27 protein-coding genes and 1 pseudogene are annotated in these 25,638 nt (G+C 67.1%); 8 read left to right on the forward strand and 20 right to left on the reverse strand.

Annotation, left to right across the window (positions count from 1 at the left end; all coding sequences use genetic code 11):
• Window positions 1-27: 27 nt before the first annotated feature.
• The 6 genes from KK7_RS0108810 to KK7_RS0108830 form a co-directional block, all read right to left on the reverse strand.
• On the reverse strand, window positions 28-360 hold the full coding sequence (locus tag KK7_RS0108810; RefSeq protein ID WP_010544279.1) for a DUF2190 family protein: 333 nt from the start codon (window positions 358-360) through the stop codon (window positions 28-30).
• 2 nt (window positions 361-362) lie between these two features.
• On the reverse strand, window positions 363-2,258 hold the full coding sequence (locus KK7_RS20430; RefSeq protein ID WP_010544280.1) for a head maturation protease, ClpP-related: 1,896 nt from the start codon (window positions 2,256-2,258) through the stop codon (window positions 363-365).
• A 36-nt stretch (window positions 2,259-2,294) separates the two neighbouring features.
• Window positions 2,295-2,519 (reverse strand): MerR family transcriptional regulator, encoded by a 225-nt coding sequence (locus tag KK7_RS22275; protein ID WP_202798675.1) that lies wholly within the window; start codon window positions 2,517-2,519, stop codon window positions 2,295-2,297.
• 153 nt (window positions 2,520-2,672) lie between these two features.
• Window positions 2,673-2,927 (reverse strand): hypothetical protein, encoded by a 255-nt coding sequence (locus tag KK7_RS0108825; RefSeq protein WP_138983937.1) that lies wholly within the window; start codon window positions 2,925-2,927, stop codon window positions 2,673-2,675.
• A complete protein-coding gene (locus KK7_RS22530; protein WP_138983938.1) occupies window positions 2,917-3,111 on the reverse strand; it encodes a hypothetical protein in 195 nt (64 codons plus the stop codon). Before KK7_RS22530 ends, KK7_RS0108825 begins: the two co-directional genes overlap by 11 nt.
• Before the next feature lie 169 nt (window positions 3,112-3,280).
• A complete protein-coding gene (locus KK7_RS0108830; protein ID WP_029623120.1) occupies window positions 3,281-3,685 on the reverse strand; it encodes a hypothetical protein in 405 nt (134 codons plus the stop codon).
• A 270-nt stretch (window positions 3,686-3,955) separates the two neighbouring features.
• On the opposite strand from KK7_RS0108830, the gene KK7_RS23155 reads away from it, so the two are divergent.
• Genes KK7_RS23155 through KK7_RS0108845 form a run of 3 tightly spaced genes read left to right on the forward strand, consistent with a single transcriptional unit; the run spans window position 3,956 to window position 6,529 of the window.
• Window positions 3,956-4,105 (forward strand): hypothetical protein, encoded by a 150-nt coding sequence (locus tag KK7_RS23155; RefSeq protein ID WP_193378007.1) that lies wholly within the window; start codon window positions 3,956-3,958, stop codon window positions 4,103-4,105.
• Window positions 4,098-5,447: a putative O-glycosylation ligase, exosortase A system-associated gene (locus KK7_RS0108840; protein WP_010544283.1), complete on the forward strand. Its 1,350-nt coding sequence runs from the start codon at window positions 4,098-4,100 to the stop codon at window positions 5,445-5,447. Before KK7_RS23155 ends, KK7_RS0108840 begins: the two co-directional genes overlap by 8 nt.
• The gene (locus tag KK7_RS0108845; RefSeq protein ID WP_010544284.1) at window positions 5,444-6,529 is read left to right on the forward strand and encodes an acyltransferase family protein; all 1,086 of its coding nucleotides are present in this window, start codon (window positions 5,444-5,446) and stop codon (window positions 6,527-6,529) included. Before KK7_RS0108840 ends, KK7_RS0108845 begins: the two co-directional genes overlap by 4 nt.
• Here the strand turns inward: KK7_RS0108845 and KK7_RS0108850 are convergent.
• Entirely contained in the window at window positions 6,480-7,031 is a 552-nt protein-coding gene (locus tag KK7_RS0108850; RefSeq protein ID WP_010544285.1) for a type 1 glutamine amidotransferase domain-containing protein, read from the reverse strand. The genes KK7_RS0108845 and KK7_RS0108850 overlap by 50 nt on opposite strands.
• Before the next feature lie 120 nt (window positions 7,032-7,151).
• Here KK7_RS0108850 and KK7_RS0108855 point away from each other — a divergent pair, with 120 nt between their 5' ends.
• A complete protein-coding gene (locus KK7_RS0108855; protein WP_010544286.1) occupies window positions 7,152-8,168 on the forward strand; it encodes a DNA topoisomerase IB in 1,017 nt (338 codons plus the stop codon).
• A gap of 9 nt (window positions 8,169-8,177) precedes the next feature.
• Window positions 8,178-9,344 carry a mechanosensitive ion channel family protein gene (locus KK7_RS0108860; protein ID WP_010544287.1) on the forward strand — a complete coding sequence of 389 codons (1,167 nt, stop codon included), beginning with the start codon at window positions 8,178-8,180 and terminating at the stop codon, window positions 9,342-9,344.
• Window positions 9,345-9,486: 142 nt separating this feature from the next.
• Here KK7_RS0108860 and KK7_RS0108865 read toward each other — a convergent pair whose 3' ends face one another.
• From KK7_RS0108865 to KK7_RS0108890, 6 genes are all read right to left on the reverse strand, one after another.
• Window positions 9,487-9,855: a YkvA family protein gene (locus KK7_RS0108865; protein ID WP_010544288.1), complete on the reverse strand. Its 369-nt coding sequence runs from the start codon at window positions 9,853-9,855 to the stop codon at window positions 9,487-9,489.
• A gap of 41 nt (window positions 9,856-9,896) precedes the next feature.
• On the reverse strand, window positions 9,897-10,376 hold the full coding sequence (locus tag KK7_RS0108870; protein ID WP_010544289.1) for a pyridoxamine 5'-phosphate oxidase family protein: 480 nt from the start codon (window positions 10,374-10,376) through the stop codon (window positions 9,897-9,899).
• Window positions 10,377-10,421: 45 nt separating this feature from the next.
• On the reverse strand, window positions 10,422-11,372 hold the full coding sequence (locus KK7_RS0108875; protein WP_010544290.1) for a glucokinase: 951 nt from the start codon (window positions 11,370-11,372) through the stop codon (window positions 10,422-10,424).
• Between the two features lie 115 nt (window positions 11,373-11,487).
• Window positions 11,488-11,979, reverse strand: a complete 492-nt coding sequence (locus tag KK7_RS0108880) for a DUF805 domain-containing protein (protein WP_040598143.1) — start codon at window positions 11,977-11,979, stop codon at window positions 11,488-11,490.
• Between the two features lie 88 nt (window positions 11,980-12,067).
• Window positions 12,068-13,243 (reverse strand): acetyl-CoA C-acyltransferase, encoded by a 1,176-nt coding sequence (locus KK7_RS0108885; RefSeq protein WP_010544292.1) that lies wholly within the window; start codon window positions 13,241-13,243, stop codon window positions 12,068-12,070.
• A gap of 142 nt (window positions 13,244-13,385) precedes the next feature.
• Entirely contained in the window at window positions 13,386-13,844 is a 459-nt protein-coding gene (locus KK7_RS0108890) for a MaoC family dehydratase (protein WP_010544293.1), read from the reverse strand.
• 130 nt (window positions 13,845-13,974) lie between these two features.
• On the opposite strand from KK7_RS0108890, the gene KK7_RS0108895 reads away from it, so the two are divergent.
• On the forward strand, window positions 13,975-16,908 hold the full coding sequence (locus KK7_RS0108895) for an L-glutamate gamma-semialdehyde dehydrogenase (RefSeq protein WP_083836068.1): 2,934 nt from the start codon (window positions 13,975-13,977) through the stop codon (window positions 16,906-16,908).
• Window positions 16,909-17,037: 129 nt separating this feature from the next.
• Here the strand turns inward: KK7_RS0108895 and KK7_RS0108900 are convergent, their stop codons facing one another.
• Entirely contained in the window at window positions 17,038-18,270 is a 1,233-nt protein-coding gene (locus tag KK7_RS0108900; RefSeq protein WP_010544295.1) for a polyhydroxyalkanoate depolymerase, read from the reverse strand.
• Window positions 18,271-18,425: 155 nt separating this feature from the next.
• Here KK7_RS0108900 and KK7_RS0108905 point away from each other — a divergent pair, with 155 nt between their 5' ends.
• A complete protein-coding gene (locus KK7_RS0108905; protein ID WP_010544296.1) occupies window positions 18,426-20,204 on the forward strand; it encodes an ABC transporter transmembrane domain-containing protein in 1,779 nt (592 codons plus the stop codon).
• On the opposite strand, the gene KK7_RS0108910 is transcribed toward KK7_RS0108905, so the two are convergent.
• The gene (locus tag KK7_RS0108910) at window positions 20,205-21,818 is read right to left on the reverse strand and encodes an NAD(P)/FAD-dependent oxidoreductase (protein WP_010544297.1); all 1,614 of its coding nucleotides are present in this window, start codon (window positions 21,816-21,818) and stop codon (window positions 20,205-20,207) included.
• Window positions 21,819-21,908: 90 nt separating this feature from the next.
• The gene (locus KK7_RS0108915; protein WP_010544298.1) at window positions 21,909-22,340 is read right to left on the reverse strand and encodes a MarR family winged helix-turn-helix transcriptional regulator; all 432 of its coding nucleotides are present in this window, start codon (window positions 22,338-22,340) and stop codon (window positions 21,909-21,911) included.
• Between the two features lie 140 nt (window positions 22,341-22,480).
• Here KK7_RS0108915 and KK7_RS0108920 point away from each other — a divergent pair, with 140 nt between their 5' ends.
• Window positions 22,481-22,906 (forward strand): organic hydroperoxide resistance protein, encoded by a 426-nt coding sequence (locus KK7_RS0108920; protein ID WP_010544299.1) that lies wholly within the window; start codon window positions 22,481-22,483, stop codon window positions 22,904-22,906.
• A 41-nt stretch (window positions 22,907-22,947) separates the two neighbouring features.
• Here KK7_RS0108920 and KK7_RS0108925 read toward each other — a convergent pair whose 3' ends face one another.
• The 4 genes and pseudogenes from KK7_RS0108925 to KK7_RS22870 form a co-directional block, all read right to left on the reverse strand.
• Window positions 22,948-23,364: a flagellar basal body rod protein FlgC gene (locus KK7_RS0108925; protein WP_010544300.1), complete on the reverse strand. Its 417-nt coding sequence runs from the start codon at window positions 23,362-23,364 to the stop codon at window positions 22,948-22,950.
• Window positions 23,365-23,435: 71 nt separating this feature from the next.
• On the reverse strand, window positions 23,436-24,437 hold the full coding sequence (locus KK7_RS20440; RefSeq protein WP_010544301.1) for a FecR family protein: 1,002 nt from the start codon (window positions 24,435-24,437) through the stop codon (window positions 23,436-23,438).
• Complete coding sequence (locus tag KK7_RS0108935; protein ID WP_010544302.1) at window positions 24,430-24,942, reverse strand: RNA polymerase sigma factor; 513 nt, start codon at window positions 24,940-24,942, stop codon at window positions 24,430-24,432. Before KK7_RS0108935 ends, KK7_RS20440 begins: the two co-directional genes overlap by 8 nt.
• An 84-nt stretch (window positions 24,943-25,026) precedes the next feature.
• Window positions 25,027-25,638: pseudogene (locus KK7_RS22870) on the reverse strand (TonB-dependent receptor); the annotation flags it as partial.

Raw genomic sequence — 25,638 nt, forward strand, 5'->3', positions numbered from 1 at the left:
CCGCGAATATCCGCCCTTCGCTTCTCGTCAGATCGCGATACCGGGAAGATACGCCAGTACCGTCGCATCACCCGCAGCGGCAGCAGCTGCGGCGGCACCGACGTGGGTATTGCTGGTCGCGGTCGTCGTCAGAACCTTGGCGGTATTGTCCCAGTAGATCTTCGCGCCGACCGCGATTGCCCCGGCGGCCTTCGGCATCTGGAAAATGCCGCGCAGCTCGAACGGGCCGCTCTGGCCGGACGCAATGGTGATCTTGGCGACGCCGAACAGGCCGGGACCGATCAGCGCGCCACCACCAGAAGCGACCGCGTAGGGAGCAACGAAGCTCGCGCCATCGGGCGCGGAGATGTAGTTCTTCATGCTCAAGCCCCCTTGTTCAGATAGGCGCCGCGATAATCGACCAGGCCACAGCCGAAATCGAGGACGACACGCGTTTCCATGCCCAGCACGTCCCATCCCATTTGGGTGTCCATCTGCGGCCCCTCTTCGCCAGACAGATAGGCGTATTCGAGTACCGGAAGGGCCGAGGGTTCTGCCCAGAGGCTCCACGCCTGCGCCGGCAGGCGCGAATCGATCAACGGCGTCAGTTTGCCGCTGAACGGGTTGACGCTTGCCACCTGGTTCGCCGCGAGCGTGGTTAGGAGCTGTTCGATCGTGGTTTCCTGCCCGGCGCCCGCCAGGATGTAGCGGGGAACGGCGTTGAGCGGGGTGACACCATCGGCATCCATCTGCTTCCGCATCGCCTGTCGGCCCGCATCCAGCGTCGCGACGCTCGGCGCGGCACCCGTTGCCGCGATGTTGTTGTGTGCCGGATCGAACAGCGGCTTGAGGTCAGACATGGCAAAGCCGAGGCCGTTATTGGCGTTCAGCAACGTGACCAACTGCTTGGCTTCCGTTTCGGCTGCAGCCCTCGCCATCGTGCGGACAGGATCGGTGAAAGCACCCAGATCATCGTTGATCATGGCCTGACGGGACATGCTGAAGATCTTCGCGAAGGTCCCGATCGCGTAGGCTTCACCGCTGGCACCGAATGTGCCACGCTTGATCGTTCCGCTTTCCGGCACCTGCTCCAGAATACCGAAGCCGCTCAATTGCAGAGCGTTCATTGCTCGAAAGTCGTTGGCGGACCGCTGACGCGCGATGGTTTTCAGCGGTGTCGCTGCAGCCTCGAACATGTCGAGGAGGAAACGCTGGCCGGCAGTCTGTAGGAGGCTGGGAAAGTCGCTGATGGTGTGCTCCCCGACGTTGCGCGGCATCATTGTGGCCGGTTTCAGCACCTCTTCGGCACGCATCCGGCGGACGCCACGAACGCCGGAGTGTTCAAGGATCTCCCGCGCCATGTCCGTCATGCTGAGGGCGATGACCTCCGCAGCGGCGCCCTCCGGGCGACGGCCGGACATCCGGCAGTACAAGGCGTCCGCCATCGCCTGTGCGTGGAACCCTGGGTTTCCGAAGCGCTGGTCCTGCGGAAGATAGTTGGTGATGACGGGCGCGCGTTCCGCGAGCTGGTCGATCACGGCATTCCTTACGTCCTCGATCGAGAGGCCCCGTTCCGCCAGGTCGAGCGCGAATTCAGCGGGAAGCTTGGCCTGCGCTACGATTTGCCGGATCGTCGCGACGGGCGCGATCGGGACGCGGTTCATGATTTGCGGCGCGCTGGGCGCGGGTGCGGCGGGCGGCGAAGGATTCTCGTCCATCGAATTGCCTTTCAGGTGAGAGGGGATGTTGCGGAAACCGAAGGAGGTCAGATCGGCGACGGCCGCGATTTTCAGGCGGGGACCAATGGCGGTGACGAAGCCATATTCCAGCGCCTGCTCAGCACCCATCCAGGTCTCGCGAGCCATCATCGCAACTAGGGCTCCCGGCTCCAGCTGCGTCCGGCTCGCATAGATGCGGACCAGCTGGTCACGGACCTTATCGAGGGTGTCGGCACTCGACCGGAACGCTGATGCATTTCCGGCCACGTCGGCTTCCGGATCGTGGATCATCATCATGGCGGATTCCGCCATGATGATCTGATCCGCCGCCATGACGATGATGCTGGCGATCGAAGCCGCCAGACCGTCCACGTACGCGATAACCTTGCCCGGGTACGAATTCAGCGCCTGGTAGATGGCGAGCCCGTCGAAGACCAAGCCGCCGGGCGAGTTGACGCGAAGGGTCAGATCCCCCGATGCTGCCCGAATGCGGGCGCAGACCGCGTTCGCGTCCAGCCGTGCCTTTGGGTCGCCGATAGTGCCGTAGAGCAAGATTTCCATGACAGGGAACCTGCGCAGGGCCGCTGCAAATTGCGATTACCCTTGTGCGGCCGTTTGTGTCGTCACGCGGCCGGAAGTGACATGCACCCGGGAACGACGCTGCAATTCGAGCAGATCTTCCATGGTGTAGCGGACACGCCCGCCGGGGGTCCGGTGATGCGACACGTTGCCGGCGACGCGCCAGGAGCGGAGGGTGCGCGGCGCTACGCCTAGGATGCGCGCAGCGGCCTTCTCGTCATATTCGAACAGTGCATCAGCCACGGTGCATTCCTTTGATCGCGCGCCCAGCGCGGCGGACCCAAACCGAAAGAACAACAACAAGTGTCGGAGAATTAAGCGATACTCGCACGAGCCACGCCTTCGGCCCCCGTATAGCAAGGGGGCCGGGGAAGGACCCAAGGCACCCCGCCCCCGTCACCGCACGCTCTCCACCAGCCCGCCCCACTCGCGGATGGTCGGCGCCAGCATCGCGTTGAGCGCCCGAAGCCGGTCAGGCCCGGCGTGCACCCTGCCGATGACCGCCAGCGCTGCGGTCATCAGCACCTCTGCGGCATCCTCGCCACGCATACCCGCACCATGCACGACCTGCAGGACGGCGTGCGCCACACTCAGATTGGCGGCGCGCGCCATGAGCATCTCGCGCTCTTCCGGGGTCATCTCAGTTTGCATCGTCTGATCCCTGCTCTTCGCTGATCGCGATATTGGCCACGCCAGCACCGACCGTTCCGGCGGTGGAAGGCACACGGAATGGAGAAGCCAAGCCAATGGTCAGCACAACCAATTGATATAGATACATAATTTCAATCACCGGAAAGAACCGGAAGGGTCGGAAGAGTTTACGTGTTTTTCGCATCGCGCATGCGCATGTGTGCGCGCACGCTCATGCGAGGCAGATACAGCGCGGATGGTTCCGACCCTTCCGATGGCGCGGAAATCTGCCGCTTTTGCTTTCCGCGACCATTCCGCCATCATTCCGAACCGGAAGGGTGGCGTTTGAACAGGCCACACCGGCCGCCCGCCGCTCACGATGCGCTCCCGGCTATACGCAACCGCAATTCGGCTAGGTCAGCCGCAATCGCGTCCAGGCGAGCCAGCAAATCCAATGTCCCGACGCTCTGCAGAAAGTCGATAGGAGGAGCGCAAGAGCCTTGCGAATCGTCTTCGCCGAAGAGCGCTACATCACGATAGAAGGAGCCGTTGCTATAGAACTGCTCGTGACCGCGCGAGAGCATTAGCGTCTTGAGACGCCTATAGCCGATGCTTTGTCCTCGGCGATCCTGCATGACGGTCTGCTGGTAGGCTTGCAAAACATCGCAAGCCTTCAGTCGAGCACCGACCACCCTACGTAGTCGAGTGGCGTAGAAGCGGCTGAACTGCGCCTCGACCGTATCGATCGACGCGAGCCGCCGGTGGGGTAACTCATTCATGATCCACCTCACGGAAGGTTTGGGTTGTTGAGACTTCCAAAGATGCCGCGCGCTACCTGCTTAGGGTCGACCGCCCACCCTTCCATTCGGAAGGACGTTATCTCCGCCAACGCCGGGGAACGGTTTTCCTCGGGAACGCTAAGCCACTGACGGTGCAGGTTAAGGTTTTCCGCGCCAATCGCCTGAAAACGGCGGATTTCTGCGGTTGCTCGTTTACGGCACGTCAACTGCACCCGGGCTAGAGCGGGCGCGGAAGGAAACGCCCGGCCGATGATCGACAATCTCTCGCTCGCTCTCACCCATGGGCTGATGCTGCTGGCGGCCATCCTGCTGCTCCGCCGCCCGGACCTCGACCGTGAGGAAACCGCCCCCCCCGCCCGCGAGAAGAAGCGCACCGGCTGGGGCAAGCGCGGTGCGTGACTGGGTCTTCGTCCTTTTCCTCGCGGCCTTCTTCGGCACCGGCCTTCGCAAGCCGTTCCTGTTCGTGCTGGTCTATGCTTATATCGACATCGTCGCACCCCAGCGGCTGACCTATCTGCTGCTCAATTCCCTGCCGATCTCGGCGATGGCGGCGGCGCTGGCGCTGGGCGGGTTCCTGCTGTTCGACGACAAGCGCGACGTCCGCGTGGCGCCGCGCCAGCTGATGATCGTGGCGCTGATCGGCTATTGCTGGTTCACCACCCAGCACGCCGACTTTCCGCTGGAGGCCAAGGACAAGTGGGACTGGGTGTGGAAGGCCCTCGCCTTCGCCGCCTTCCTGCCGCTCACCCTGCGCACGCGCCTCCGCATCGAGGCGCTGCTGCTGTTCATGATCCTGTCGGCCAGCTCGATCATCATCGTCGGCGCGATCAAGACGATCATTTCCGGCGGGGGCTATGGCGAGCTGAACCTGATGGTGGCGAACAATTCGGGGCTGTACGAAGGCAGCACCATCTCCACCGTCGCCATCGCGATCCTGCCGCTGATCCTTTGGTTCACCCGCCACGGCACGCTGTTCGCGACCGATTGGCGGCTGAAGGCCTTCGCCTACGCGCTGTGCTTCGCCTGCCTGCTGATCCCGATCGGCACCTCGACGCGCACCGGGCTGCTCTGCATCGGGCTGGTTGCGCTCCTCATGCTGCGCGACAGCCAGAAGAAGCTGCTCTATCTGGGCACCGTCGCGGCGATGGCGCTGGTGGCCCTGCCCTTCCTCCCCTCCGCCTTCACCGAGCGGATGGGGACGATCAAGACCTACAAGGGCGATGCCTCCGCCTCCACCCGCCTCGCGGTGTGGCAATGGACGATGGATTATGCCCGCGGCCACCCGCTGGGCGGCGGCTTCGAGGCCTATCGCCAGAACCAGATCCGCTACGAGAAGGTAGCGGTGGAGGACCAGGGCGGCGTCGCGGTGGTCGACCGCTCGCTCGAGATCGACAAGGCGCGCGCCTATCACAGCGCCTATTTCGAGATGCTGGGCGAACAGGGCTATCCGGGCCTCGCGCTATGGCTCCTGATCAACCTCTCGGGCCTGGTGCGGATGGAGCTACTGCGCCGCCGCTATGCCCGTGCGGGCCCCGAGGACGCGTGGATCGCACCGCTCGCGGCGGCGCTGCAGAACGGCCATATCGTCTATCTGCTCGGCGCCGCGTTCGTGGCGATCGCCTTCCAGCCCTTCGTCTACATGCTGATCGGCGCGCAGATCGGGCTCGACACCTATTGCGCCCGCAAGCGCGCGGCGGCGCACTGGCGGCCGCTGCGCAAGGCGGGTGCAGCCGTCGCATGAGCGGCCGCCACGAGCTGCGCCCCCTTACCGCCGCGCGCGGGATCGCGGCCTGGTGGGTCGTGCTCTACCATCTGCGTGGCGCGCTGGAGGACGTGCCGGCAGTAATCGAGGCGGTGCTCGCCAAGGGGTATCTGGCAGTCGATTTCTTCTTCCTGCTCTCGGGCTTCGTGCTGGCGCTGCGCCATGGCGAACGATTGCGCGCCGGCGGCCTGGCCGCCATCCCGGACTTCCTCCGCCGCCGGATCGCGCGGATCTGGCCGCTGCACGCCGCGATGCTCGGCTTCGCGCTGCTGCTGGTCGCCCTGCTCCGCACAAGCGGGCGGACGACACAGGACTTTCCGCTGGCCGAGCTGCCCGCGCACCTGCTGCTCGTGCAGGCCTGGGGCTTCGCCAACCCGCTCTGCTGGAACGATCCCGCCTGGTCGATCTCGTGCGAGCTGGCCGCCTATCTGCTGTTGCCGTTCTGGGCGATGGCCATCGACTGGCGAAGGCAGCGGACGCCGTTCCTCCTTGCGGCCATCGCGCTACTCCTGGCGCTGCTGCACGGCGCCTTCGCGCTGCGCGGAGCGGCGGGCCTTGGGCAGAATATCGCGCAACTGGGTGTGCCGCGCTGCCTGCTGGAGTTCGCGACCGGGACCTTAGTGTACGCGCTGTGGCAGCGCTGGCGGGCGCGCGCCCTGGTCCCGGCGCTCGCCGTCGCCACGCTGCTGGCCGCCGGCTGGGTTCTCGGCCTGTCCGAAACCGCCATGGTGCCTGCGATGCTGGCGGCGCTGCTGCTGGCGCTTGCCAACGCGGCCGGCAGGGCCCGCAACCCGCTGGAGGGCGCCCTGCTGCACCGTCTGGGCACGATCAGCTACGCGACCTATCTCAGCCATTTCCTGCTGTGGTTCGCCTTCAAGCTGGCTTTCGTGCACGGCGAGGCGATCGGATGGCCGCTCGCCCTCATCTATCTGGCGCTGGTTCTGGGCGCGTCCGAGGCGCTCCACCGCGTCGTGGAGCGCCCCGCACAGGCATGGATCAACCGCCTGCCGCTCAGGCGGTCGCCTGCACCTCTTCCAGCGCCGCGAGTACCGCGCGGTTGAAGGCGGGGATGTCGTCGGGCTTGCGGCTGGTGATCAGGTTGCGGTCGGTCACGACCTCCTGATCGACCACGTCCGCGCCGGCGTTGGCGAGATCGGTACGGATCGACGGCCAGCTGGTCAGGCGGCGGCCGGCCACCACATCCGCCTCGGCGAGCAACCAGGGCGCGTGGCAGATCGCCGCCACCAGCTTGTCCGAATCCATGAAGCCGCGGACGATTGCGATCGCCTTTTGTTGCATCCGCATCTTGTCCGGGTTGCCGACGCCGCCCGGCAGCACCAGCGCGTCGAACTGGTCGGGCTCGACCTGATCGAGCGTCGTGTCGGGCGTGATGCTCTTGCCCTTCTCGCCGGCGGTTTCGCCGGTGATGGCATCGGTACTGATCGAGGCGAGCGTTACCTGCGCGCCGGCATCGAGCAGTGCCTGGCGCGGCTCGAACAGCTCCGATTCCTCGAAGCCGTCGGTGGCGAGCATCAGCACGCGCGCGTTCTGCAGAGTGGCCATGGGGGCATCCTTTCCCGTTTCTTGTCGCAAGATGCCGCGCCAACCCGCCGGCCATGGCGGTGGTTCCGGAACAGTTTGTCGTCGCGGCGCATTTGCCCTGGCTCTGGCCAAGGAGTTGGAATGGACAGCGCCGACATCGTCTATGTCGAGGATCAGGCACCCGGCATCACTCGCCGCAAGATTCGCCACGGCTGGGGCTATTTCGATGCGGAAGGCACCCGCATCACCGACCGCGACGAGATCGACCGGCTCAATGCCATCGGCCTGCCGCCTGCGTACGAGAATGCCTGGTTCTGCCCGGACCCGAACGGCCATATCCAGGCGACCGGCTATGACGCGCGCGGCCGCAAGCAATATCGCTACCATACCGGCTTCCGCGAGGCGCAGGAGGCAGCGAAATATGATCGCTGCGGGATGTTCGGCGAGCGCCTGCCCCGCCTGCGCCGCCAGGTGGAAGCGGACCTGCGGCTCCGCGGGCTGTGCAAGGACAAGGCGGTGGCCGCGGTCGTCCGTTTGCTGGACCTCGGCTCGATCCGAGTCGGCAACGAGCATTATGCGCAGGAAAACAAGAGCTTCGGCGCCACGACGCTGCGCAAGCGCCACGTGAAGGTGGCCGGCGGCACGCTCAAGCTCCAGTTCCGCGCCAAGTCGGGCAAGCTGCGGGTGATGACCGTTTCGGACAGGTCGCTAAGCCGCTTTGTGAAGCGCTGCCAGGATCTGCCCGGCCAGCACCTGTTCCGCTGGATCGACGATGCCGGCGCGGCGCACGCAGTCACGTCGAGCGACGTCAACGCCTATATCCGCGACGCGATGGGCGCGCATTTCAGCGCCAAGCATTTCCGTACCTGGGGGGCGAGCGTGATCGCCTATCGCACGCTGGCACAGTCGCCCGAGCCGATCGGCCTCAAGACGCTGCTGGAACCCGTCACCGAAGCGCTGGGCAACACGCCTGCCATCGCCCGCAAATCCTATGTCCATCCCCGCCTGATCGAGCTGGCGCGCGACAAGGCTGCCCAGGCGCTGTTCCGCGCCGGGTTGCGCCTGCCCCGCACCACGCAGTACCTCGACCGATACGAACGCGGCCTGATCGTCTTCCTGGAGACCGATCCGGCCGAACAGCCCGCCAAGGCAGCCTGACGAGAAAAGATGCTGATCTCCACCAACGCAAACTCCACCCATTTCCAGCGCCAGGTCGCGAGCTTCGTCGGCGATACGCCCGAATGGATCAGCGAGCACTGGCTGAGCATCCTGATCGCGACCGGCATCGCGATCGGCATCGTGCTGCTGCTCCACACGCTGCGGTCCTGGGGCATGCGGCTGTGCCGCAACAGCGAGGGCGGCGGCACCAACTGGTACACGATCCTCGGCCGCACCGTCGCGCGGACGGGCAATTTCTTCATCCTGATGACCGCGATCCGGCTGGTGGTGAACTATGCCCAGACGCCGGTGCTGCTCGACAAGACCATCACCTTCCTGTTCACCGTCGCCGCCGCGTTCCAGGCGGCGATCTGGGTCCGCGAGGTGATCTTCGGCCTGATCGAGCACCGCACCCGCGGCGACAGCCCCAGCGAGAGCCTGGCGAGCGCGGTCGGCATCATCCGCCTGCTCATCTCGATCGCGCTGTTCGCGATCGCGCTGGTGATGGTGCTCAGCAATGTCGGCGTGAACGTCACCGGCCTGATCGCCGGTCTCGGCGTCGGCGGCATCGCCATCGGTCTGGCGGCGCAGGGCATCTTCGGCGACCTGATAGCGGCGCTGTCGATCCTGTTCGACCGCCCCTTCCGCGTCGGCGACAACATCAAGTTCGACCAGACCAGCGGCACGGTGGAGGGCATCGGCCTGAAATCCACCCGCGTCCGCTCGTTCGACGGCGAGATGCACATCATCTCGAACCGCCAACTGCTCGACAAGGAACTGCAGAACCTCACCGATCGCACCCGCATCCGCCTGCCGTTCAAGATCGGCGTGGCGTACGAGACGCCGCCGGAGAAGCTCGAGCGGCTGCCGGAAATCTTCCGGGCGATCGTCGAGGCGAATGGCGCCACCGCGGTGCGCAACGGCTTTACCGGGTTCGGCGCGAGCTCGATCGACTATGAGCTGATCGCCGAGATCCACACCGGCAGCTGGGACGTCGGCCACCCGACGCGCGACCGCATCCTGGTCGGCATCGTCCGCAAGCTGGCGGAAGAAGGGATCAGCATCCCCTACCCGACCCAGACCAGCTACACCGCCGCGCCCGACGGGCGGATCATCATGCCCTATCCGGACGTGCAGCCGGTGGTGCGGATGGACAAGGAAGAGGGGGAGAGGTGAGGGGTAGCGCCCTCACCTCGACCGTCATCCCGGCGAAAGCCGGGATCCATTCGCCACCAAGTCACGGCTGAAGCCGATCCGCAGACCCCAATGGACTCCGGCATTCGTCGGAATGACGAAGCTGGGCGAAGGCCACCGCCCCTCAATCATATTTCGTCACCAGCCAGCCCCAGACCAGCCACGCCAGCAGCGCCCACACCCCCAGCACGATCGCGATCCCGCCCCAGCTCACCGGCCGGTGGCTCGCGTCCTCGGCGGCGGCGCGATGTTCGGCGAATTGTTCGGGAGGGATCAGCCGCTCGAACAGCCAGACGCCGAGCGGAATCAGGATGGCGTCGTCCACCAGCCCCAATACCGGCACGAAATCGGGGATCAGGTCGATCGGCGACAGCGCATAGGCGGCCACCAGAAGACCAACGATCCGCGCCGCCAGCGGCGTGCGCGGATCGCGAATGGCGAGCCATACGGCATGCGCCTCGGTGCGGACGCGGTGTGCGAGCGAGGGACCCATGTCCCTGGATCGCCCACCCGCGCCGCATGGTCAATCTCGGCTCAACGCTCGGCGGTGGTTTCCACCTTGGCGTGACTGCCGGCCTCGTCCGACTTGATCTTGCCGCCGAACAGCATCTTCAGCTTGCCGGTGACGGACATGTCGGTCTCCCACATCTCTGCATCGTCGATGTCGATGCGGAGCAGGGCAAGGTTCGGATCCGATTTGCCGCCGGGAAACCAGGCCTCGACCTGGTTGTTCCACAGCTTGTCGATCATCGCGAAGTCGTTGTCGATCCGCGCCGTGCCCGCCAGGCAGGCGAAGAAGTCATGCCCCTTCGAAACGAACTGGAGCATTGCCGGGCCACCCTTGGCCATGCGATTGTCCTTGCCGATGAAGAAGAAGATCGTGTCGACCTGATCCTCGTCGAGCTGCGCGGTAAGCGGTTCGCTGTGCTGCCCGTCCTGCAGGCCGACCATCAGGAAGGGGCTGGACGCCAGCTTGGACCAGAAATGCTTCTTCAGTTCGACCGTATCGGCCATGATCGTCTCCCGGTGTTGGTTCAGCCGGGTAACGTGCAGGTCCGCTCAGGCGTTCCGGATCGCAGCGGCCGCGCCGATCAGTTCCAGGTCGCTGCGATTGACCAGCGCGACGGGCGTTTCCGCGAGCTGACGGCGAAAGGCGGTCCGCGCCTCCATCCGCCGCCGGAAACCCGGCTGTTTGAGCTGGGCCTCCAGCGCCCTCGCGATGGCGCCGGTCAGGAACACCCCGTCCCATGCATCGAAGGTGAGCGCCAGATCGCCGACGAACGCGCCGAGATGCTCCACGAACATCCGCACCACGGCGGTGCAGACGGGATCGCGACCGATGTTGCGGGTAACGTCCTCGGGCGAAGGAAGCCGCTGGCCGCCGGACAGCGCCTCATAGGCGAGCAGCAGCCCGTTGGCACTGAGCAGCGTCTCGACCTCCACCACCCCGCCCCTGCCCTTGCAATAAGCGGCAAACCGCTCCTCGTCGCCGGTCTGGGGCGCGAAGCCGATATGCCCCGCCTCGCTCTGCACGGGCACGTGACGGCCATCGGCGCTGATCAGCGCGGCGACGCCCAGCCCGGTGCCGACGCCGATCACCGCATAGTTGCCGCCGGGCGAGATCGGGCGGGCGGCAGGTCCGGGCAGCGCGGTAAACGCTGTCGGCGGAAGCCGGGTGAGCGCCAGCGCGTTGGCGGCACATTCGTTGAGCGCCACCGGCTTCTCGCGCAGCACCGCTTCCACGCCGGCAAGCGAGATATACCAGCGGCTGCCGGTCAGGTTGACCAGGTCGCCGCGCACCGCCCCGGCCACGGCCAGCACGCTCGGCAGCCGCGCGTCGCGGAGGCCGACATCCGCCAGGTAGGTGACCAGTGCGCCGGTAAAGGTCTGGTGATCGCTGTTGGAGAAGCGCTTGATCGACCGCGGCTCGGCCCCTTCTGGGCCACCGGTCAGGCCGAACCGGACCGATTGGCGACCGATATCGGCCACCAGGGCCACGCCCTCTTGCATGTGCGTCCTCTCTCCTGCGTCCGGCCGGTTCTTCCGGGCTCGGCGGAGGGGTATCGCCAACAATCCTTAACGGAGCAATGATGAAACGCGCATTGGCATCGTTTGCCTTGCAAATTCAGGCGGTTCGCGGGTCCATGCCGAAGCGGTTAGCACCGATCGCAGGCGACCAGTAGAGGCCGATGACAAGGATCGCGAGCGCCACATGACCCGCCGTCGGCAGCATCGGCACGCCGGGATATACGCCGATCGCCACCTGGGTACGATCCAGGTCGCCGGCGATGCCGATCGCGGCCAGCAACAGGCCCGGTAGAGCCGGCAGGCCGACATCGTGGAGCCGCCGCACGATCAGCCCGATCAGCGGCACGAACAGCGCCAGCGCCAGCGCCTCCTCCAGTGCCACGCGGCGGCGGAACAGGGGAACGTTGAGCGCGGTCGGCGGATGCAGGAAGTGAAAGGCGAGGAACAGCGCCACTTCGCCGAGCGCGATCAGGATCAGGGCGCTGGTCAGTTCGCTGCGGGTCGAACGACCGCGGAACACGAAGCTCTGGCCGATGGCGCGGAGGCCGCTCCGCAGCGAGACGCCATCGCTATAGCTGGCTGCTGTCATGGGATGGAGGGTGCCGCGCACGACACCCTCCGGTCAACCCCTTAGAGGATCGCCGAAAACGGGACGGATCCCATTTTCAAACGCCGGGTCAGAGGACTTCGAACAGACCCGCTGCGCCCATGCCGCCGCCGATGCACATGGTGACGACGACGTACTTGGCACCGCGGCGCTTGCCTTCGATCAGCGCATGGCCGGTCATCCGCGCGCCCGACATGCCGTACGGATGGCCGATCGAAATCGCGCCGCCGTTGACGTTGAGCAGCTCATTGGGAATGCCCAGCGTGTCGCGGCAATAGAGCACCTGCACCGCGAACGCCTCGTTGAGCTCCCAAAGACCGATATCGTCCATCTTCAGGTTGAAGCGCTCGAGCAGCTTGGGGATGGCATAGACCGGGCCGATGCCCATCTCGTCAGGCTTGGTGCCGGCCACCGCCATGCCGACATAGCGGCCGAGCGGGGTAAGGCCGCGCTGCGAGGCGAGCTTCTCCTCCATCAGCACGCAGGCCGACGAGCCGTCCGACAGCTGGCTGGCATTGCCTGCAGTGACGGTGCCGTTCGGCACCACCGGCTGGAGCGCCTGCAGGCCCTCCAGCGTCGTTTCGGGTCGATTGCCCTCGTCCTTGGCGAGGGTGATCTCTTTCTGCGAGACCTCCTTCGTCTCCTTGTTGACGACATTCATCGTCGCGGTGACGGGCACGATCTCGTCATCGAACTTGCCCGCGGCCTGTGCGGCAGCGGTGCGCTGCTGCGACTGGAACGCGTAGGCGTCGCACGCATCGCGGCCGATGCCGTAGCGCGCGGCGACCACCTCGGCGGTCTGGAGCATCGGCATGTACGTGTCGTTATGCAGCGCGATCAGCTCGCGATCGGGCTCGACGCGCATCTGCGGGGTCTGCACGATGCTGATCGATTCCACGCCGCCGCCCAGGGTGATGTCCATATTGTCGACGACGATCTGCTTGGCCGCCGTCGCGATCGCCATCAGGCCCGACGCGCACTGGCGGTCGATCGACATGCCCGGCACGTCCACCGGCAGGCCGGCGCGGAGCAGCGCGAGGCGGGCGATGTTGGGCGCCTGGCTGCCCTGCTGGAGCGCGGCGCCGAACACCACGTCGTCGACCTGACCCGGCTCGATGCCTGCCCGCTCGACCGCGGCGCGGATCGCGTGCGCGCCCAGCGTCGGCGCCGGGGTGGCGTTGAACGCCCCGCGATAGGCCCGGCCGATGCCCGTGCGGGCGGTGGAAACGATGACTGCGGAGCGCATTGGGGTTCCTCTCTTCTGATTTCTAAAGCCCCTCCCCTTCAGGGGAGGGGTTTGGGGTGGGGCACTTTTAACAGCGACGGGCTGGCGGATCGGTCATCCCCCACCCCAACCCCTCCCCTGAAGGGGAGGGGCTTTTTGAACCTCAAACATAGACCAGCGCGATCCACTCGGCGATCACCGCCGGCTTCTCCTCGCCCTCGATCTCGAGCCGATAGTCCTGCACCTGTTCCCAGACGCCGGGTTGCCGCTCGACGAACTTCTTCAGCGTGAATCGCCCGCGCACCCGCTTGCCGGAGCGCACCGGCGTCAGGAACCGGACCTTGTTCCCCCCATAGTTCACACCCATCCGCGCGCCTTCGATTCCCGGCGCATCGGTGCGCGCGGCGAGCATCGGCATCAGCGACAGCGAGAGGAAACCATGCGCGATCGTGCCGCCGAACGGCGTTTCCGCCGCGCGCACCGGATCGACATGGAGGAACTGGTGGTCGCCGGTCGCTTCCGCGAACTGGTCGATCATCGCCTGGGTGACCTCCACCCAGTCCGAGACATGCTCGGTGCCGACCCGTTCGGCCATCTCCTGCGGGGTGACGGTCGCTGCCAAGACTATCCTCTCGCGTAATTATCTTTCATAGGCTCGCCATATCTAAGGGGGCCACCGGCCTCCCTGCAAGCTTTAGCCGACCGGAAACTGGAAAATGCCGACTGCCGTACCGTCACACCACCGCGAAATGATGGCCAAGCTGCACCGTGCGGCCGAACCCGATGTTCTAAAACCGCTTCTGGAGCGGGCGCGACTCACGCCTGAGTCGCGCGAACGGGTGATGGATCACGCGCTGGCGCTGCTGGCGGACCTGCGCGCGGCGCAGACCCGCGGCTGGGTGAACCAGTTCCTCCAGGAATACAGGCTGAACTCGTCCGAGGGCGTGGCGCTGCTCAGCCTCGCCGAGGCGTTCCTGCGCGTGCCCGATCCCGAAACCGCCGACCTGCTGATCGCCGACAAGATCGGCGATGCCGACTGGAAGGCGCATTCGGGCAAGTCGAACTCGGTGCTGGTCAACTCGGCGACCTGGGGCCTGATGCTCGGCCGCGCGCTGGTCGGTGACGAGAAGACGGGTGCACTTCGCCGCCTGATCTCGCGCGCCGGCGAGCCGTTCGTCCGCCAGGCCGTGGGCGCCGCGATGAAGCGGATGGGCGAGGTGTTCGTGATGGGCCGCACCATCGACGAGGCGATGAAGCGGATGAAGAAGCCCGAGAACAAGGGCTTCACCGCGAGCTTCGACATGCTGGGCGAGGCCGCGCGCACCAAGGCCGATGCCGAACGCTATTTCCAGGCCTATTTCGAGGCGATCCGCGCGGTCGGGCGTGATCCCAAGGCGGGCCATTCGATCTCGGTGAAGCTCTCCGCGCTCCACCCGCGCTACGAGGTCGCGCAGTACGACCGCTGCGTGCCCGAGCTGACCGACATGCTGGCGCAGCTCGCCTCGGAATCGGCGGCGCAGGGCATCCCGCTCACGGTCGACGCCGAGGAAAGCGAACGGCTGGAGATGAGCCTCGACATCATCGCCTCGGTCGCGCGGCGGCCCGAGCTCAAGGGCTGGAACGGCTTCGGCATGGCGGTGCAGGCCTATGGCAAGCGCGCGCGTGCGGTGATCGGCTGGGCCGACGATCTCGGCCGGCCGATGCATGTCCGCCTGGTCAAGGGCGCCTATTGGGATAGCGAGATCAAGCGCACCCAGGTGGAGGGCCTGTCCGACTATCCGCTGTTCACCCGCAAGGCGGCGACCGACGTGTCGTACCTCGCCTGCGCGCGCGACATGCTCGCGGCGCGGAACATCGTGCCCGCCTTCGCCAGCCACAATGCGCTGACCGTCGCCACCATCCTCGACTGGGCCGGCGACAGCCGCGACTTCGAGTTCCAGCGCCTCCACGGCATGGGCGAAGGCCTGTACGAGCGGCTGGTAAACGAGCAGGGCTATCACTGCCGCATCTATGCGCCGGTGGGCGGGCACCGGGATCTGCTGGCGTACCTCGTCCGCCGACTGCTGGAGAATGGGGCGAATTCCAGCTTCGTTCACCAGCTCGCCGACGAGCAGCTGAGCGAAGCCGAACTGCTCGCCGATCCGGTGGAGAAGATTGCAGCGGTGGGCGGCACGCGCCACCCGAGCATTCCGCTGCCCGTCGAGCTATTCGGCGCGTGGAAGAACTCGGGCGGCATCGATCTCGCCGAGCGGACGATCCTCGCGGAGACGGCGATGGCGATCGCGGCAAAGCCCGTGCCCGCCGCCGGTGCGACCGCGCCGGTCGACGTGCGCGCCGCGATCGACCGCGCTACCGCCGCCTTCCCCGGCTGGGCCGCCACGCCGCTCGCCACGCGCGCCGCGACCCTTGAGCGCCTCGCCGATCTGCTCGAAGAAAACCGCATCGAACTGATGGCGCTCGCCGTCAAGGAAGCCTTCAAGACCATCCCCGACGCACTCGGCGAGGTCCGCGAGGCGGCCGATTTCTGCCGTTACTATGCGCTTCAGGCCCGCACCGGCCTCGCCCCGATCACCCTTCCCGGGCCGACGGGCGAGCGCAACGAACTGCGCATGGAAGGCCGCGGCGTCTGGGCGACGATCGCCCCGTGGAACTTCCCGCTGGCGATCTTCCTCGGCCAGACCGCCGCAGCCTTGGTCGCGGGTAACGCCGTCGTCGCCAAGCCCGCGCCGCAGACGCCCGAGATCGCCCGCGTCGCCGTGCGCCTCGCGCATCAGGCGGGCGTGCCGGAGGATGCGCTGGTGCTGGTGACCGGCGGGCCGGAGGTGGGCGCCGCGCTCACCGCCGATCCGCGCATCGCCGGCGTGGCCTTCACCGGATCGACGCCTACCGCCAAGAAGATCGCCGCAGCTTTGCTCGAAGGCGAGGATCGCCCGCTGGTCCCGCTGATCGCCGAGACCGGCGGCATCAACGCGATGATCGTCGATTCGACCGCGCTGCCCGAGCAGGTGGTGGCCGACGTGCTCACCTCCGCCTTCCGCTCGGCCGGCCAGCGCTGCTCGGCACTGCGCCTGCTGCTGCTGCAGGAGGAGATCGCCGAGGGCGTGATCGAGATGCTGCGCGGCGCGATGGAGCTGCTGATCCTCGGCGACCCCGCCGATCCGCGCACCGATATCGGCCCGGTGATCGACCAGGCGGCGTACGACAAGCTGATGGCCTATCGCGACAGCGCCAAGGCCCAGTGGATCAAGACGGTGCCGGTGCCCGCCACCGGCCTGTTCGTGCCGCCGACGATGATCCGCATCGATCGCCCCGAGGATCTGACCCGCGAATGGTTCGGGCCGATCCTCCACGTCGCCACCTGGAAGGCGGGCCAGCTTGCCGAGACGGTGGCGCGGGTCAACGCCAAGGGCTTCGGCCTGACGATGGGCCTGCACAGCCGCATCGCCCGCTCGGCCGAGCTGGTCGAGGCGGAAGCGCGGGTGGGCAATCTCTACATCAACCGCTCGATGATCGGCGCGGTGGTGGGCTCGCAGCCGTTCGGCGGCGAGGGCCTGTCGGGCACCGGCCCCAAGGCGGGCGGGCCGCACTATCTGCACCGCTTCTGCGCCGAGCGGGCGGTGTCGGTGGACACGACCAGCGCGGGCGGCAACGCGACGCTGCTCAGCCTGGACGAAGGGGGGATTTGAGGGCGTTCACCCTCACCCTTCCCACCGCCGTCGGCGGCGGGCCCCTTCCCTCTCCCATTGGGAGAGGGAGGGAGGCGCGAAGCGCCGGAAGGGTGAGGGCGACCTGAACTGCTATCTTCTAACGCGGGCTCACCCGCCGTGCGTCGCCATCCACTGCTCGACGACCGGCGCGATCCGGTTGCGCCACTTGGAGCCGTTGAAGATACCGTAATGGCCGACACCCTCGGCCAGATGGTACTGCTTGAACGATTCCGGCAGGTTGGTCGCGATGGTCAGCGCCGCCTTGGTCTGGCCGATGCCGGAGATATCGTCGCGCTCGCCTTCGATCGCGAGGATGCCGATATCGGTGATCGCGCCCGGATCGACCTTGCGGCCGCGATGCAGCATTTCGCCCTTGGGCAGCGCGTGCGTCTGGAACACGGTGGAGATCGTCTGCAGGTAGAATTCCGCGGTCATGTCGCAGACCGAGCGATATTCTTCGTAAAACTTCATCGTCGAATCGGCGCTCTCGTCGTCGCCCTGGACGAGATGCTTGAACATCTCCCAGTGCGAGATGAGGTGATTGCCGAGATTCATCGTCATGAACCCGGCAAGCTGCAGGAAGCCGGGATATACCTTCCGGCCTGCACCCGCATAGGTCATCGGCACGGTGGCGATCACGTTCTGCTCGAACCAGCTGAACGGCCGCTCGGTCGCCAGCGTGTTGACGGCGGTGGGCGCTTCGCGGGTGTCGATCGGGCCGCCCATCATGGTCAGCGTAGCCGGCCGGTTCGGGTGCTTGTCCGCGCTCATCAGCGCGGCGGCGGCGTAGCAGGGTACAGACGGCTGGCAGACCGCCAGCATGTGCGGCCGCGGATCGCCCTCGGCGCCGATATGGGCAAGGAACTCGATCACGTAATCGACATAGTCGTCGAGGTCGAACTTGCCCTCGCTGGTCGGCACCAGCTTCGCGTCGCGCCAGTCGGTGATGTACACGTCCGCCACCGGCAGCATCCGCTGCACCGTGCCGCGCAGCAGTGTGGCATAATGGCCGGACATCGGCGCCACGATCAGCAGCTTCGGGCCGCCCTCCACGCCCTCGCGGACGAACCGCTTGAGCTGGCCGAAGGGCTTGCGCAGCACGATCTCTTCGTGGACCTCGACGCGGCGGCCGTCGATCTCGGTGAAGTCGAGCGCGAAATCAGGCTTGCCGCGCGGCGCCGAGGCGTGCGCGAACACCTCCAGCGCCGAAGCCATCACCGGTCCACCGCCGAAATAGGCGAAGGGATTGGCCGGATTGTTGAGCAATCCTGCGCTGAAATTGGCCAAGGCACTTGCCCCGGCGAGCATGGAACGCTGAATCTCGTAGGCGTCGTACAGCATCTATAATCCTTCCCCGTGCCCCGATCCCTGCAGCGGGGGTTGTCTTACCACCCATATAGACGGGCCCCTTGTGCGCCGCAATGTCGTAGCTATGCGGAACCGAGACGACCGCAGGTGGTTCCCCTGCCCCGCGAACCGCGCTACGCGCTTCCACCATGGCCGACACGACCCCGCCGCCTGCGCCCCGCCGCAAGCTCAGCAGCCTGCTCGTCATCTGGCAGTTCACCCGCCGCTATCCGTTGCAGATCGTCATCGCCTCGATAGCGCTGGTCACCTCGTCGCTGGCGACACTGTGGATTCCGCGCACGTTCAAGCAGATCGTCGACAACGGCTTCGCCGCCGGTGCGGACACGAGCCGGATCGGGGTCTATTTCCAGGGCCTGCTCGCCGTGATCCTGGTGCTCTCGATCGCGACGGCAGTGCGCTTCTTCTTTGTCTCCTGGGTGGCGGAACGGACCGTGGCGGACCTGCGCGTGGCGGTACACCGCAACCTGCTGCGCCTGCCGCCGAAATGGTTCGAGGAAAACCGCCCGTCCGAGATCGCCTCGCGACTCACCTCGGATACCGCGCTGGTCGAGCAGGTGGTGGGGTCCACCGTCTCGATCGCGCTCCGGAACCTGCTGACCGGCGTGGGCGGCGTGATCTATCTGTTCGTGCTGGCCCCCAAGATCGCCGCCTATCTGATCGTCGGCATGCCGCTCACCGTGCTGCCGATCGTCTGGCTGGGCGGGCGGGTGCGCCAATATTCGCGCAACAGCCAGGACCGCGTGGCCGATATCGGCGCGATCGCCTCCGAAACGCTGGGGGCGATGCGCATCGTCCAGGCCTTCGGGCAGGAGCCCCGCGAGAGCCAGCGCTTCCAGGATGCGGTGGTGCGCAGCTTCGCCGCCGCGCAGAAGCGATTCGCCCTGCGGGCGGTGATGACAGCATTGGTCATCGGGCTGCTGTTCACCGCGATCACGCTGATCATGTGGGATGCGGTGTCGGGCGTCGCCGCCGGCCAGATCACCGGCGGGGCGATCACCGCCTTCGTGATCACCGCCGGTCTCGTCACCGGATCGTTCGGCGCGCTGACCGAGGTCTATGGCGACCTGCTGCGCGCCTCGGGCGCCGCCAGCCGCCTCGCCGAACTGCTCCAGCAGGAGCCGGACATCGCCCCGCCCGCCCACCCGGTCGCGCTGCCCAGCCCGGCCGAGGGTGCGATCGCGTTCGACGCGGTCACCTTCCGCTATCCCACGCGCCCCGAAGTTTCGGCGCTTCAGGATTTCTCGCTGTTCGTGGCACCCGGCGAGACGGTGGCGGTGGTCGGCCCCTCGGGCGCGGGCAAGTCCACCCTCTTCCAGCTGCTCCAGCGCTTCTACGATCCCGAAGCGGGCGAGATCCGCATCGACGGCGTCGCCATCCCCAGGGCCGATCCCGCGGAGGTGCGCGCCCGCATGGCGATGGTGCCGCAGGAAACGGTGATCTTCGCCGCCTCGGCGCGCGACAATCTGCGCTACGGCAATTGGAACGCCAGCGACGACGCGATCTGGGCCGCCGCCGAGGCCGCCAATGCCGCCGAGTTCCTGCGCGAATTGCCGGACGGGCTCGACACCTTCCTCGGCGAAGGCGGCGCGCGCCTGTCCGGCGGCCAGCGCCAGCGGCTTGCCATCGCCCGCGCGCTGCTCCGCGACTCGCCGATCCTGCTGCTGGACGAGGCGACCAGCGCGCTCGACGCCGAGAGCGAAAAGCTGGTGCAGGATGCGCTCGAGCGACTGATGCAAGGCCGCACCACGCTGGTGATCGCGCACCGCCTAGCCACCGTCCGCGCGGCAGGACGGATCATCGTGATGGACGGCGGCCGCATCGTCGAGACCGGCACCCATGCCGAACTGGTCGCGCTGGGCGGGCTCTACGCCCGGCTGGCAGCCCTGCAGTTCAGCGAAGCGGCCTGATCAGCGTACGGCGAGCATGCTCGCCGCCACCGCCTCGGCGACCTTGATGCCGTCGATCGCTGCCGAGAGGATGCCGCCGGCATAACCCGCGCCCTCGCCTGCCGGGAACAGCTGCGGGGTGTTGAGGCTCTGGAAATCCGCCCCGCGCGTGATCCGCAAGGGCGAGGAGGTGCGCGTCTCGACACCCGTCATCACCGCCTCGGGATGGTCGTAGCGGGCGATCTGGCGGCCGAACACCGGGAGCGCCTCGCGGAACGCCTCGATCACGAAGCCCGGCAGGCAGGCCGAGAGATCGGTGGGGGTGACGCCCGGCTTGTAGCTCGGCACCACCTGCCCCAGCGCCGTGGAGGGACGCCCCGCGAGCAGGTCCCCGACCAGCTGGCCGGGCGCATTGTAGTTGGAGCCGCCTGCGATGAAGGCGGCGTCCTCCCATTTGCGCTGCAGTTCGATGCCGGCGAGCGGCCCGCCCGGATAGTCCCGCGCCGGGTCGATCGCCACGACCAGCCCCGAATTGGCGTTGAATTCGGCGCGCGAATATTGGCTCATGCCGTTGGTGACGACGCGGCCCTCCTCGGACGTCGCCGCCACCACGCGCCCGCCCGGGCACATGCAGAAGCTGTAGACGGTGCGACCATTGGTGCAGTGGTGCGACAGCGCATAGGCGGCCGCGCCCAGATCGGGATGCTTGGCGCAGTTGCCGAAGCGGGCCTGGTCGATCCAGCTCTGCGGATGCTCGATCCGCACGCCGATCGAGAAGGGCTTGGCCTCCAGATGCACGCCCATCCGGTGGAGCATCTCGAAGGTCGGACGGGCGCTGTGTCCAACGGCGAGAACGACATGATCGGCTTCCAGAAAGCTGCCGTCGTGCAGGTGCAGGCCGCGGATCTTGCGCTGGCCGTCGAGCTCGATCCCGTCGACGCGGGTCTGCCAGCGATACTCGCCGCCCAGTTCCTCGATGGTGCGACGCATGCTCTCCACCATCGTCACCAGCCGGAAGGTGCCGATATGCGGATGCGCCTGCCACAGGATGTCGTCGGGCGCGCCGGCATTCACGAACTCTTCCAGCACCTTGCGGCCGAGGAAGCGCGGATCCTTGACCCGGCAATAGAGCTTGCCGTCGGAGAAGGTCCCCGCCCCGCCCTCGCCGAACTGGACGTTCGAATCCGGATTGAGCTCGGAGCGGCGCCACAGGCCCCAGGTATCCTTGGTCCGCTCGCGCACGATCTTGCCGCGATCGAGGATGATCGGGCGGAAGCCCATCTGCGCGAGGATAAGCCCGGCGAACAGCCCGCACGGCCCCGCGCCGATCACCACCGGGCGCAGGCCCTGCCAGCCCTCGGGCGCATGGAAGGGCGGGCGATAGGCCATGTCCGGCGTCGGCCGCACGTCCTTGTCGCCAGCGAGCCGCGCCAGCACCTCGGCCTCGTCCGCCAGATCGACATCGACCGTATAGACCAGCAGGATCGCGCTCCGCCGCCGGGCATCATTGCCCCGCTTGAACACGGTGAAGCCGCGCACGTCCGCCGCCGCCACGCCCAGCCGCGCGGCGATCGCGGGCGCGAGCGCTTCGGCGGGGTGGTCGAGGGGCAGGGAAAGTCCGGACAGGCGCAGCATCGAAACGGGGATTCCAGGAGAGTTCGGGGAGTGGAGTCTCCCCTTAGCCGCAAGGGCCCGTGCGGCAAACCGGGGATTGCTGCGGAGCGCTCAGTCGCGCGCCAGCGAGTCGCGCAGCGCCTGCGCCTCGCGGTTGAGCGCCGCCAGCCGTTCGAGCGACAGATCGGTCTTGTCCAGCACCGCCTCGCCCAGGCAGCCGCATTCCTCGCGGATCCTCAGGCCATTGTCGGTCAGGAACACCTGCACCTGCCGCTCGTCCTCCGGATTGCGCCGGCGGGTGACCAGCCCGGCCGCTTCTAGCCGCTTCACCAGCGGCGTGATCGTGCTCGATTCCAGCGCCAGCCGCTCGCCGATCGCGCCTACTGTGCGGCCATCCTGTTCCCACAGCGCGTGCAGCACCAGATATTGCGGATAGGTGATCCCCAGCCGATCGAGGATCGGCTTGTAGACACGCGTGATCGCCATGCTCGCGCTGTAGAGCGAGAAGCAAAGCTGGCCGTCGAGCGGGAGCGGGGCAGGCATCGTCGAACACTCCTCCCCGCCGGACCGTGGCGGGACAAATCCCATATCGCGATAACGAATCCTCTGGACAAGGCCCGGCACATCCTCTATCTGATCATTATCGCGATAATGTTTATCGCATCACTGAAAGGAAACATCCCATGTCGGTCGATGTGAAGTATACCACCAAGGCAACGGCAACCGGCGGTCGGGACGGCAGCGCGCGTTCGGAAGACGGCGTGCTCGACGTCAAGCTGTCGACCCCGAAGGAACTGGGCGGTGCCGGCGGCGACGGCACCAATCCCGAGCAGCTGTTCGCGGCGGGCTATTCCGCCTGCTTCATCGGCGCGCTGAAGGCAGTGGGCGCCGGCATGAAGATCAAGGTTCCGGCCGACGTGTCGGTCACCGCAACCGTAGGCATCGGCCCGCGTTCGGAAGGCGGCTTCGGCATCACCGCCGATCTGCAGGTCAGCCTGCCGGGCATGGATCGCGAGGAAGCGCAGAAGCTGGTCGACGCGGCGCACCAGGTCTGCCCCTACTCGAACGCCACCCGCGGCAATGTCGATGTCGGCCTGACGCTGGCCTGACGCCCTGCCCTGAAGGATCCCGCGGGTTGCCCGCGGGGTCCTCACACCCTGGTATCGAGCAGGGACCCCATCATCTGGTCCTGCGTGCGGATCACCGAAAGATTGGCGCGATAGGAAAACAGCGCCTTGCGCTGCTCGCCGTCCTCTTCCGCGAAATCCACCTCGGGCGCCTCGACATTGCCGTCGGCGTCCGCCTGCTCCGCTTCCGGATCGTAGCGCGGTCCCGTGCCCGGCACGGCCGGCACCGGCTTGGCGGTCACCCCGCCCGAAGCGGCCGCGGCCTGGTAGATGGCGATCGGCTGATAGGCGTGGTTGACCGTCTTTCCGATCGCGTTCGCCGCCGTCACCGCCTTCGCGGTCTCGCCCGTCGTGTTCGCATTGGCGACGTTCTGCGCACTGACGTTGAGCCGCGCGACGCTGGCCTGGACTCCGGAAAGGGCGATGTTGGTGGCGATCATGGCGCTGCTCCAATGCCAGAGGGTCGCACGCACGCCTTGCCAAATGTTTGCCGGACGCGGTTAACGCCCTGTCAACGCGTCTTCGGGCGCTCCAGCACGAGCGCACCCCCCTTTCGATGCGGCTCCATCCCTACCAGCGCGCCGATCAGCGCAACGCTCTTCTCCGGCGTATCGAGTCGGAACCGCCCCCCCAGCCGGGTACCGCCCAGCGTGGGATCGGCGAGACGGATCGGCACCGCGCTGTAGCGCTCGATGCGCGTGAGCGCCGCATCCAGCCGCATCCCGTCAGCGCTCAGCCAGGCATCGTCCAACCCGCTCGCCGCCTTGGGATCGAAGCGCTGCGGACGCAGCGGCGCGGCGCCGACGCTCAGCCATTCTCCGCCGGTCACCACGATCGGCGCGCGCCCCGGCTGATCCACCCGCACCCGTCCGCGGAACACGCGCAGTTCCACCCCGCCGGGCAGCTGGTCGACACTGAAATTGGTGCCGAGCGCCGTAAAGCGCGCCTGGCCCGCCTGGACCGAGAAGGGACGGCTGGGATCATGCGCGACCTCGAACCGGGCGGCGCCTTTTTCGAGCTGTACCGGCCGGGCGCGCCGCGCGAAGGCGACCCGCACCGCCGAGGCGGCATCGAGCGTCATCGTCGAGCCGTCCCGCAAACGGACCATCGATCGCTTCGCCACGGGGCTCTCGATCAGGTAGCCGCTATTCTCCGCCACGCTCGGCGCGGGCGGCGTCGCCTGGCGAAGCAGCAGCGGCACGGCAACCGCCGCCGCAAGACCCGCCGCGACCGCTGCCACCTGCAATCCACGACGACGGCGCAGGGCCGGGCGCGGCGGCAGGGAATCGCTCCGCCGCCGGCGTAGCGCCGGTATCGCCCGAGGCGCCTGCGCGGCCTGCAGTACCTCCAGCAGCGCCGGATCGCGCAACAGATCGTGCATTCGCGAGAAGGCGTGGACATGCGCCCCCGATTCGTTGAGCCAGGCGATCAGCGCGCGCCGCTCGGCGGGATCCAGCGTGTCCATCCGGTCCGCCCAGTCGGCGGCGACTTCCAGGGCCGTCGGCTCAGTCATGCGCCGCCCCCTGCCCGGACGAATCGAGGTCGCCGCATTCGGCCAGATCGATCATCGCGCGCACCAGATGCTTCTTCACCGACTCCAGACTCAATCCCAGCGCCTCGGCGATCTCGGCGCGCGACTTGCCGTCGAGATGGCGTTGCACGAACACGTCCCGGCGCAGCGGCGGCAACGATGCCAGCTTCGTCTCGAACCGCGCGAGCCGCCGGCGATAGTCCAGCACCTCCTCGGGCAGCGGCAGCGCACAGGCGATGTCGGCGTCCAGCGGCTCGGTCTGGCCGGTGCCCTTGCGCGAGCCGGCGAACAGGATCGAATCCGCCACGCGAAAGGCGTAGGCAAGCGGTTGCTCGATCCGCTGCTTCTGCTCCTGTTCCACCACCCGCATGAAGGTCTCCTGCACGATGTCGTCTGCCTGCTCCGGATCGCGGAGCCGCTTGCGGACATAGGCAGTGAGGCGCGCCCGATTCCCGGCCAGGAGTTCGGCCGCGTCCATCAGTCGCATCGCACCGGCCTGGCCGTTACCCTGATGTAGAGGCGGGAATCGCCGAAACGGGGACATTCCTCCCCTGTTGTCTCTCCATCGCCGTCAAAAGGCATAGCGAACCCCTGCGCTCAGCACCCGTCCGCTGCGCGTTCGTGCGAGCAGTCGGCGGGCGTCGCGATCGGTATATTGGATCACGGGCGTGTTGGTAAGGTTCTGCGCTTCGAGCACCAGCTTGGCACGCCGGGCAAGGACGACATGGGCCGCGGCGTCGAGGGTGGTCGCCGGCGCTACCCATTCGCCGACATTGCCGCCCGTGCCGATCGCGCCGCGATACCGATCGCGATAGGCCAGCGCGAGGCGGGCGTCCCAGCCGCGGCCGGTATAGTAGAGCGTCGCGTTCCCCGCCCAGCGCGACAGATCCATCAGCGGCAGCCGCACCGGCACCCCTGCATAGACCACGTCGGACCGCCCGTCGGCATAGGTGCCGTTCAGCTGAACGCCCATCCGGTCGAGCGGCCCGGGCAGGAAGCGCAGTTCCTGCTGCACCGTCAGCTCGGCGCCCAGGATCGACGCGCCCCGGCCGTTGAACGGGCGGATGACGTTGAACATCGTGCTCGCGCTCTGCCCGGGGAACAGGAAGTCGAGGGGGTAACCGGTCTCGGCATAGGACTGCACGGTCGTCGCCGAGGTGATGAAGGAGTCCATGTGCTTGTA

The organism is Sphingomonas elodea ATCC 31461, assembly GCF_000226955.1.
GTDB classification, from domain to species: domain Bacteria; phylum Pseudomonadota; class Alphaproteobacteria; order Sphingomonadales; family Sphingomonadaceae; genus Sphingomonas; species Sphingomonas elodea.

What these genes read in the sequence shown, in the direction of transcription:
- KK7_RS0108935 (WP_010544302.1), bottom strand. Translation starts at nt 24,942, where the DNA reads ATGCGACTGATGGACGCGGCCGAACTCCTGGCCGGGAATCGGGCGCGC.
- KK7_RS0108905 (WP_010544296.1), top strand. Translation starts at nt 18,426, where the DNA reads ATGGCCGACACGACCCCGCCGCCTGCGCCCCGCCGCAAGCTCAGCAGC.
- KK7_RS0108830 (WP_029623120.1), bottom strand. Translation starts at nt 3,685, where the DNA reads ATGAATGAGTTACCCCACCGGCGGCTCGCGTCGATCGATACGGTCGAG.
- KK7_RS0108910 (WP_010544297.1), bottom strand. Translation starts at nt 21,818, where the DNA reads ATGCTGCGCCTGTCCGGACTTTCCCTGCCCCTCGACCACCCCGCCGAA.
- KK7_RS22530 (WP_138983938.1), bottom strand. Translation starts at nt 3,111, where the DNA reads ATGCGAAAAACACGTAAACTCTTCCGACCCTTCCGGTTCTTTCCGGTG.
- KK7_RS0108875 (WP_010544290.1), bottom strand. Translation starts at nt 11,372, where the DNA reads ATGCAAGAGGGCGTGGCCCTGGTGGCCGATATCGGTCGCCAATCGGTC.
- KK7_RS23155 (WP_193378007.1), top strand. Translation starts at nt 3,956, where the DNA reads ATGATCGACAATCTCTCGCTCGCTCTCACCCATGGGCTGATGCTGCTG.
- KK7_RS0108880 (WP_040598143.1), bottom strand. Translation starts at nt 11,979, where the DNA reads ATGACAGCAGCCAGCTATAGCGATGGCGTCTCGCTGCGGAGCGGCCTC.
- KK7_RS0108915 (WP_010544298.1), bottom strand. Translation starts at nt 22,340, where the DNA reads ATGCCTGCCCCGCTCCCGCTCGACGGCCAGCTTTGCTTCTCGCTCTAC.
- KK7_RS0108855 (WP_010544286.1), top strand. Translation starts at nt 7,152, where the DNA reads ATGGACAGCGCCGACATCGTCTATGTCGAGGATCAGGCACCCGGCATC.
- KK7_RS0108865 (WP_010544288.1), bottom strand. Translation starts at nt 9,855, where the DNA reads ATGGGTCCCTCGCTCGCACACCGCGTCCGCACCGAGGCGCATGCCGTA.
- KK7_RS0108885 (WP_010544292.1), bottom strand. Translation starts at nt 13,243, where the DNA reads ATGCGCTCCGCAGTCATCGTTTCCACCGCCCGCACGGGCATCGGCCGG.
- KK7_RS0108870 (WP_010544289.1), bottom strand. Translation starts at nt 10,376, where the DNA reads ATGGCCGATACGGTCGAACTGAAGAAGCATTTCTGGTCCAAGCTGGCG.
- KK7_RS0108900 (WP_010544295.1), bottom strand. Translation starts at nt 18,270, where the DNA reads ATGCTGTACGACGCCTACGAGATTCAGCGTTCCATGCTCGCCGGGGCA.
- KK7_RS0108825 (WP_138983937.1), bottom strand. Translation starts at nt 2,927, where the DNA reads ATGCAAACTGAGATGACCCCGGAAGAGCGCGAGATGCTCATGGCGCGC.
- KK7_RS20430 (WP_010544280.1), bottom strand. Translation starts at nt 2,258, where the DNA reads ATGGAAATCTTGCTCTACGGCACTATCGGCGACCCAAAGGCACGGCTG.
- KK7_RS0108845 (WP_010544284.1), top strand. Translation starts at nt 5,444, where the DNA reads ATGAGCGGCCGCCACGAGCTGCGCCCCCTTACCGCCGCGCGCGGGATC.
- KK7_RS0108925 (WP_010544300.1), bottom strand. Translation starts at nt 23,364, where the DNA reads ATGATCGCCACCAACATCGCCCTTTCCGGAGTCCAGGCCAGCGTCGCG.
- KK7_RS0108895 (WP_083836068.1), top strand. Translation starts at nt 13,975, where the DNA reads ATGGCCAAGCTGCACCGTGCGGCCGAACCCGATGTTCTAAAACCGCTT.
- KK7_RS0108920 (WP_010544299.1), top strand. Translation starts at nt 22,481, where the DNA reads ATGTCGGTCGATGTGAAGTATACCACCAAGGCAACGGCAACCGGCGGT.
- KK7_RS0108850 (WP_010544285.1), bottom strand. Translation starts at nt 7,031, where the DNA reads ATGGCCACTCTGCAGAACGCGCGCGTGCTGATGCTCGCCACCGACGGC.
- KK7_RS0108860 (WP_010544287.1), top strand. Translation starts at nt 8,178, where the DNA reads ATGCTGATCTCCACCAACGCAAACTCCACCCATTTCCAGCGCCAGGTC.
- KK7_RS0108810 (WP_010544279.1), bottom strand. Translation starts at nt 360, where the DNA reads ATGAAGAACTACATCTCCGCGCCCGATGGCGCGAGCTTCGTTGCTCCC.
- KK7_RS20440 (WP_010544301.1), bottom strand. Translation starts at nt 24,437, where the DNA reads ATGACTGAGCCGACGGCCCTGGAAGTCGCCGCCGACTGGGCGGACCGG.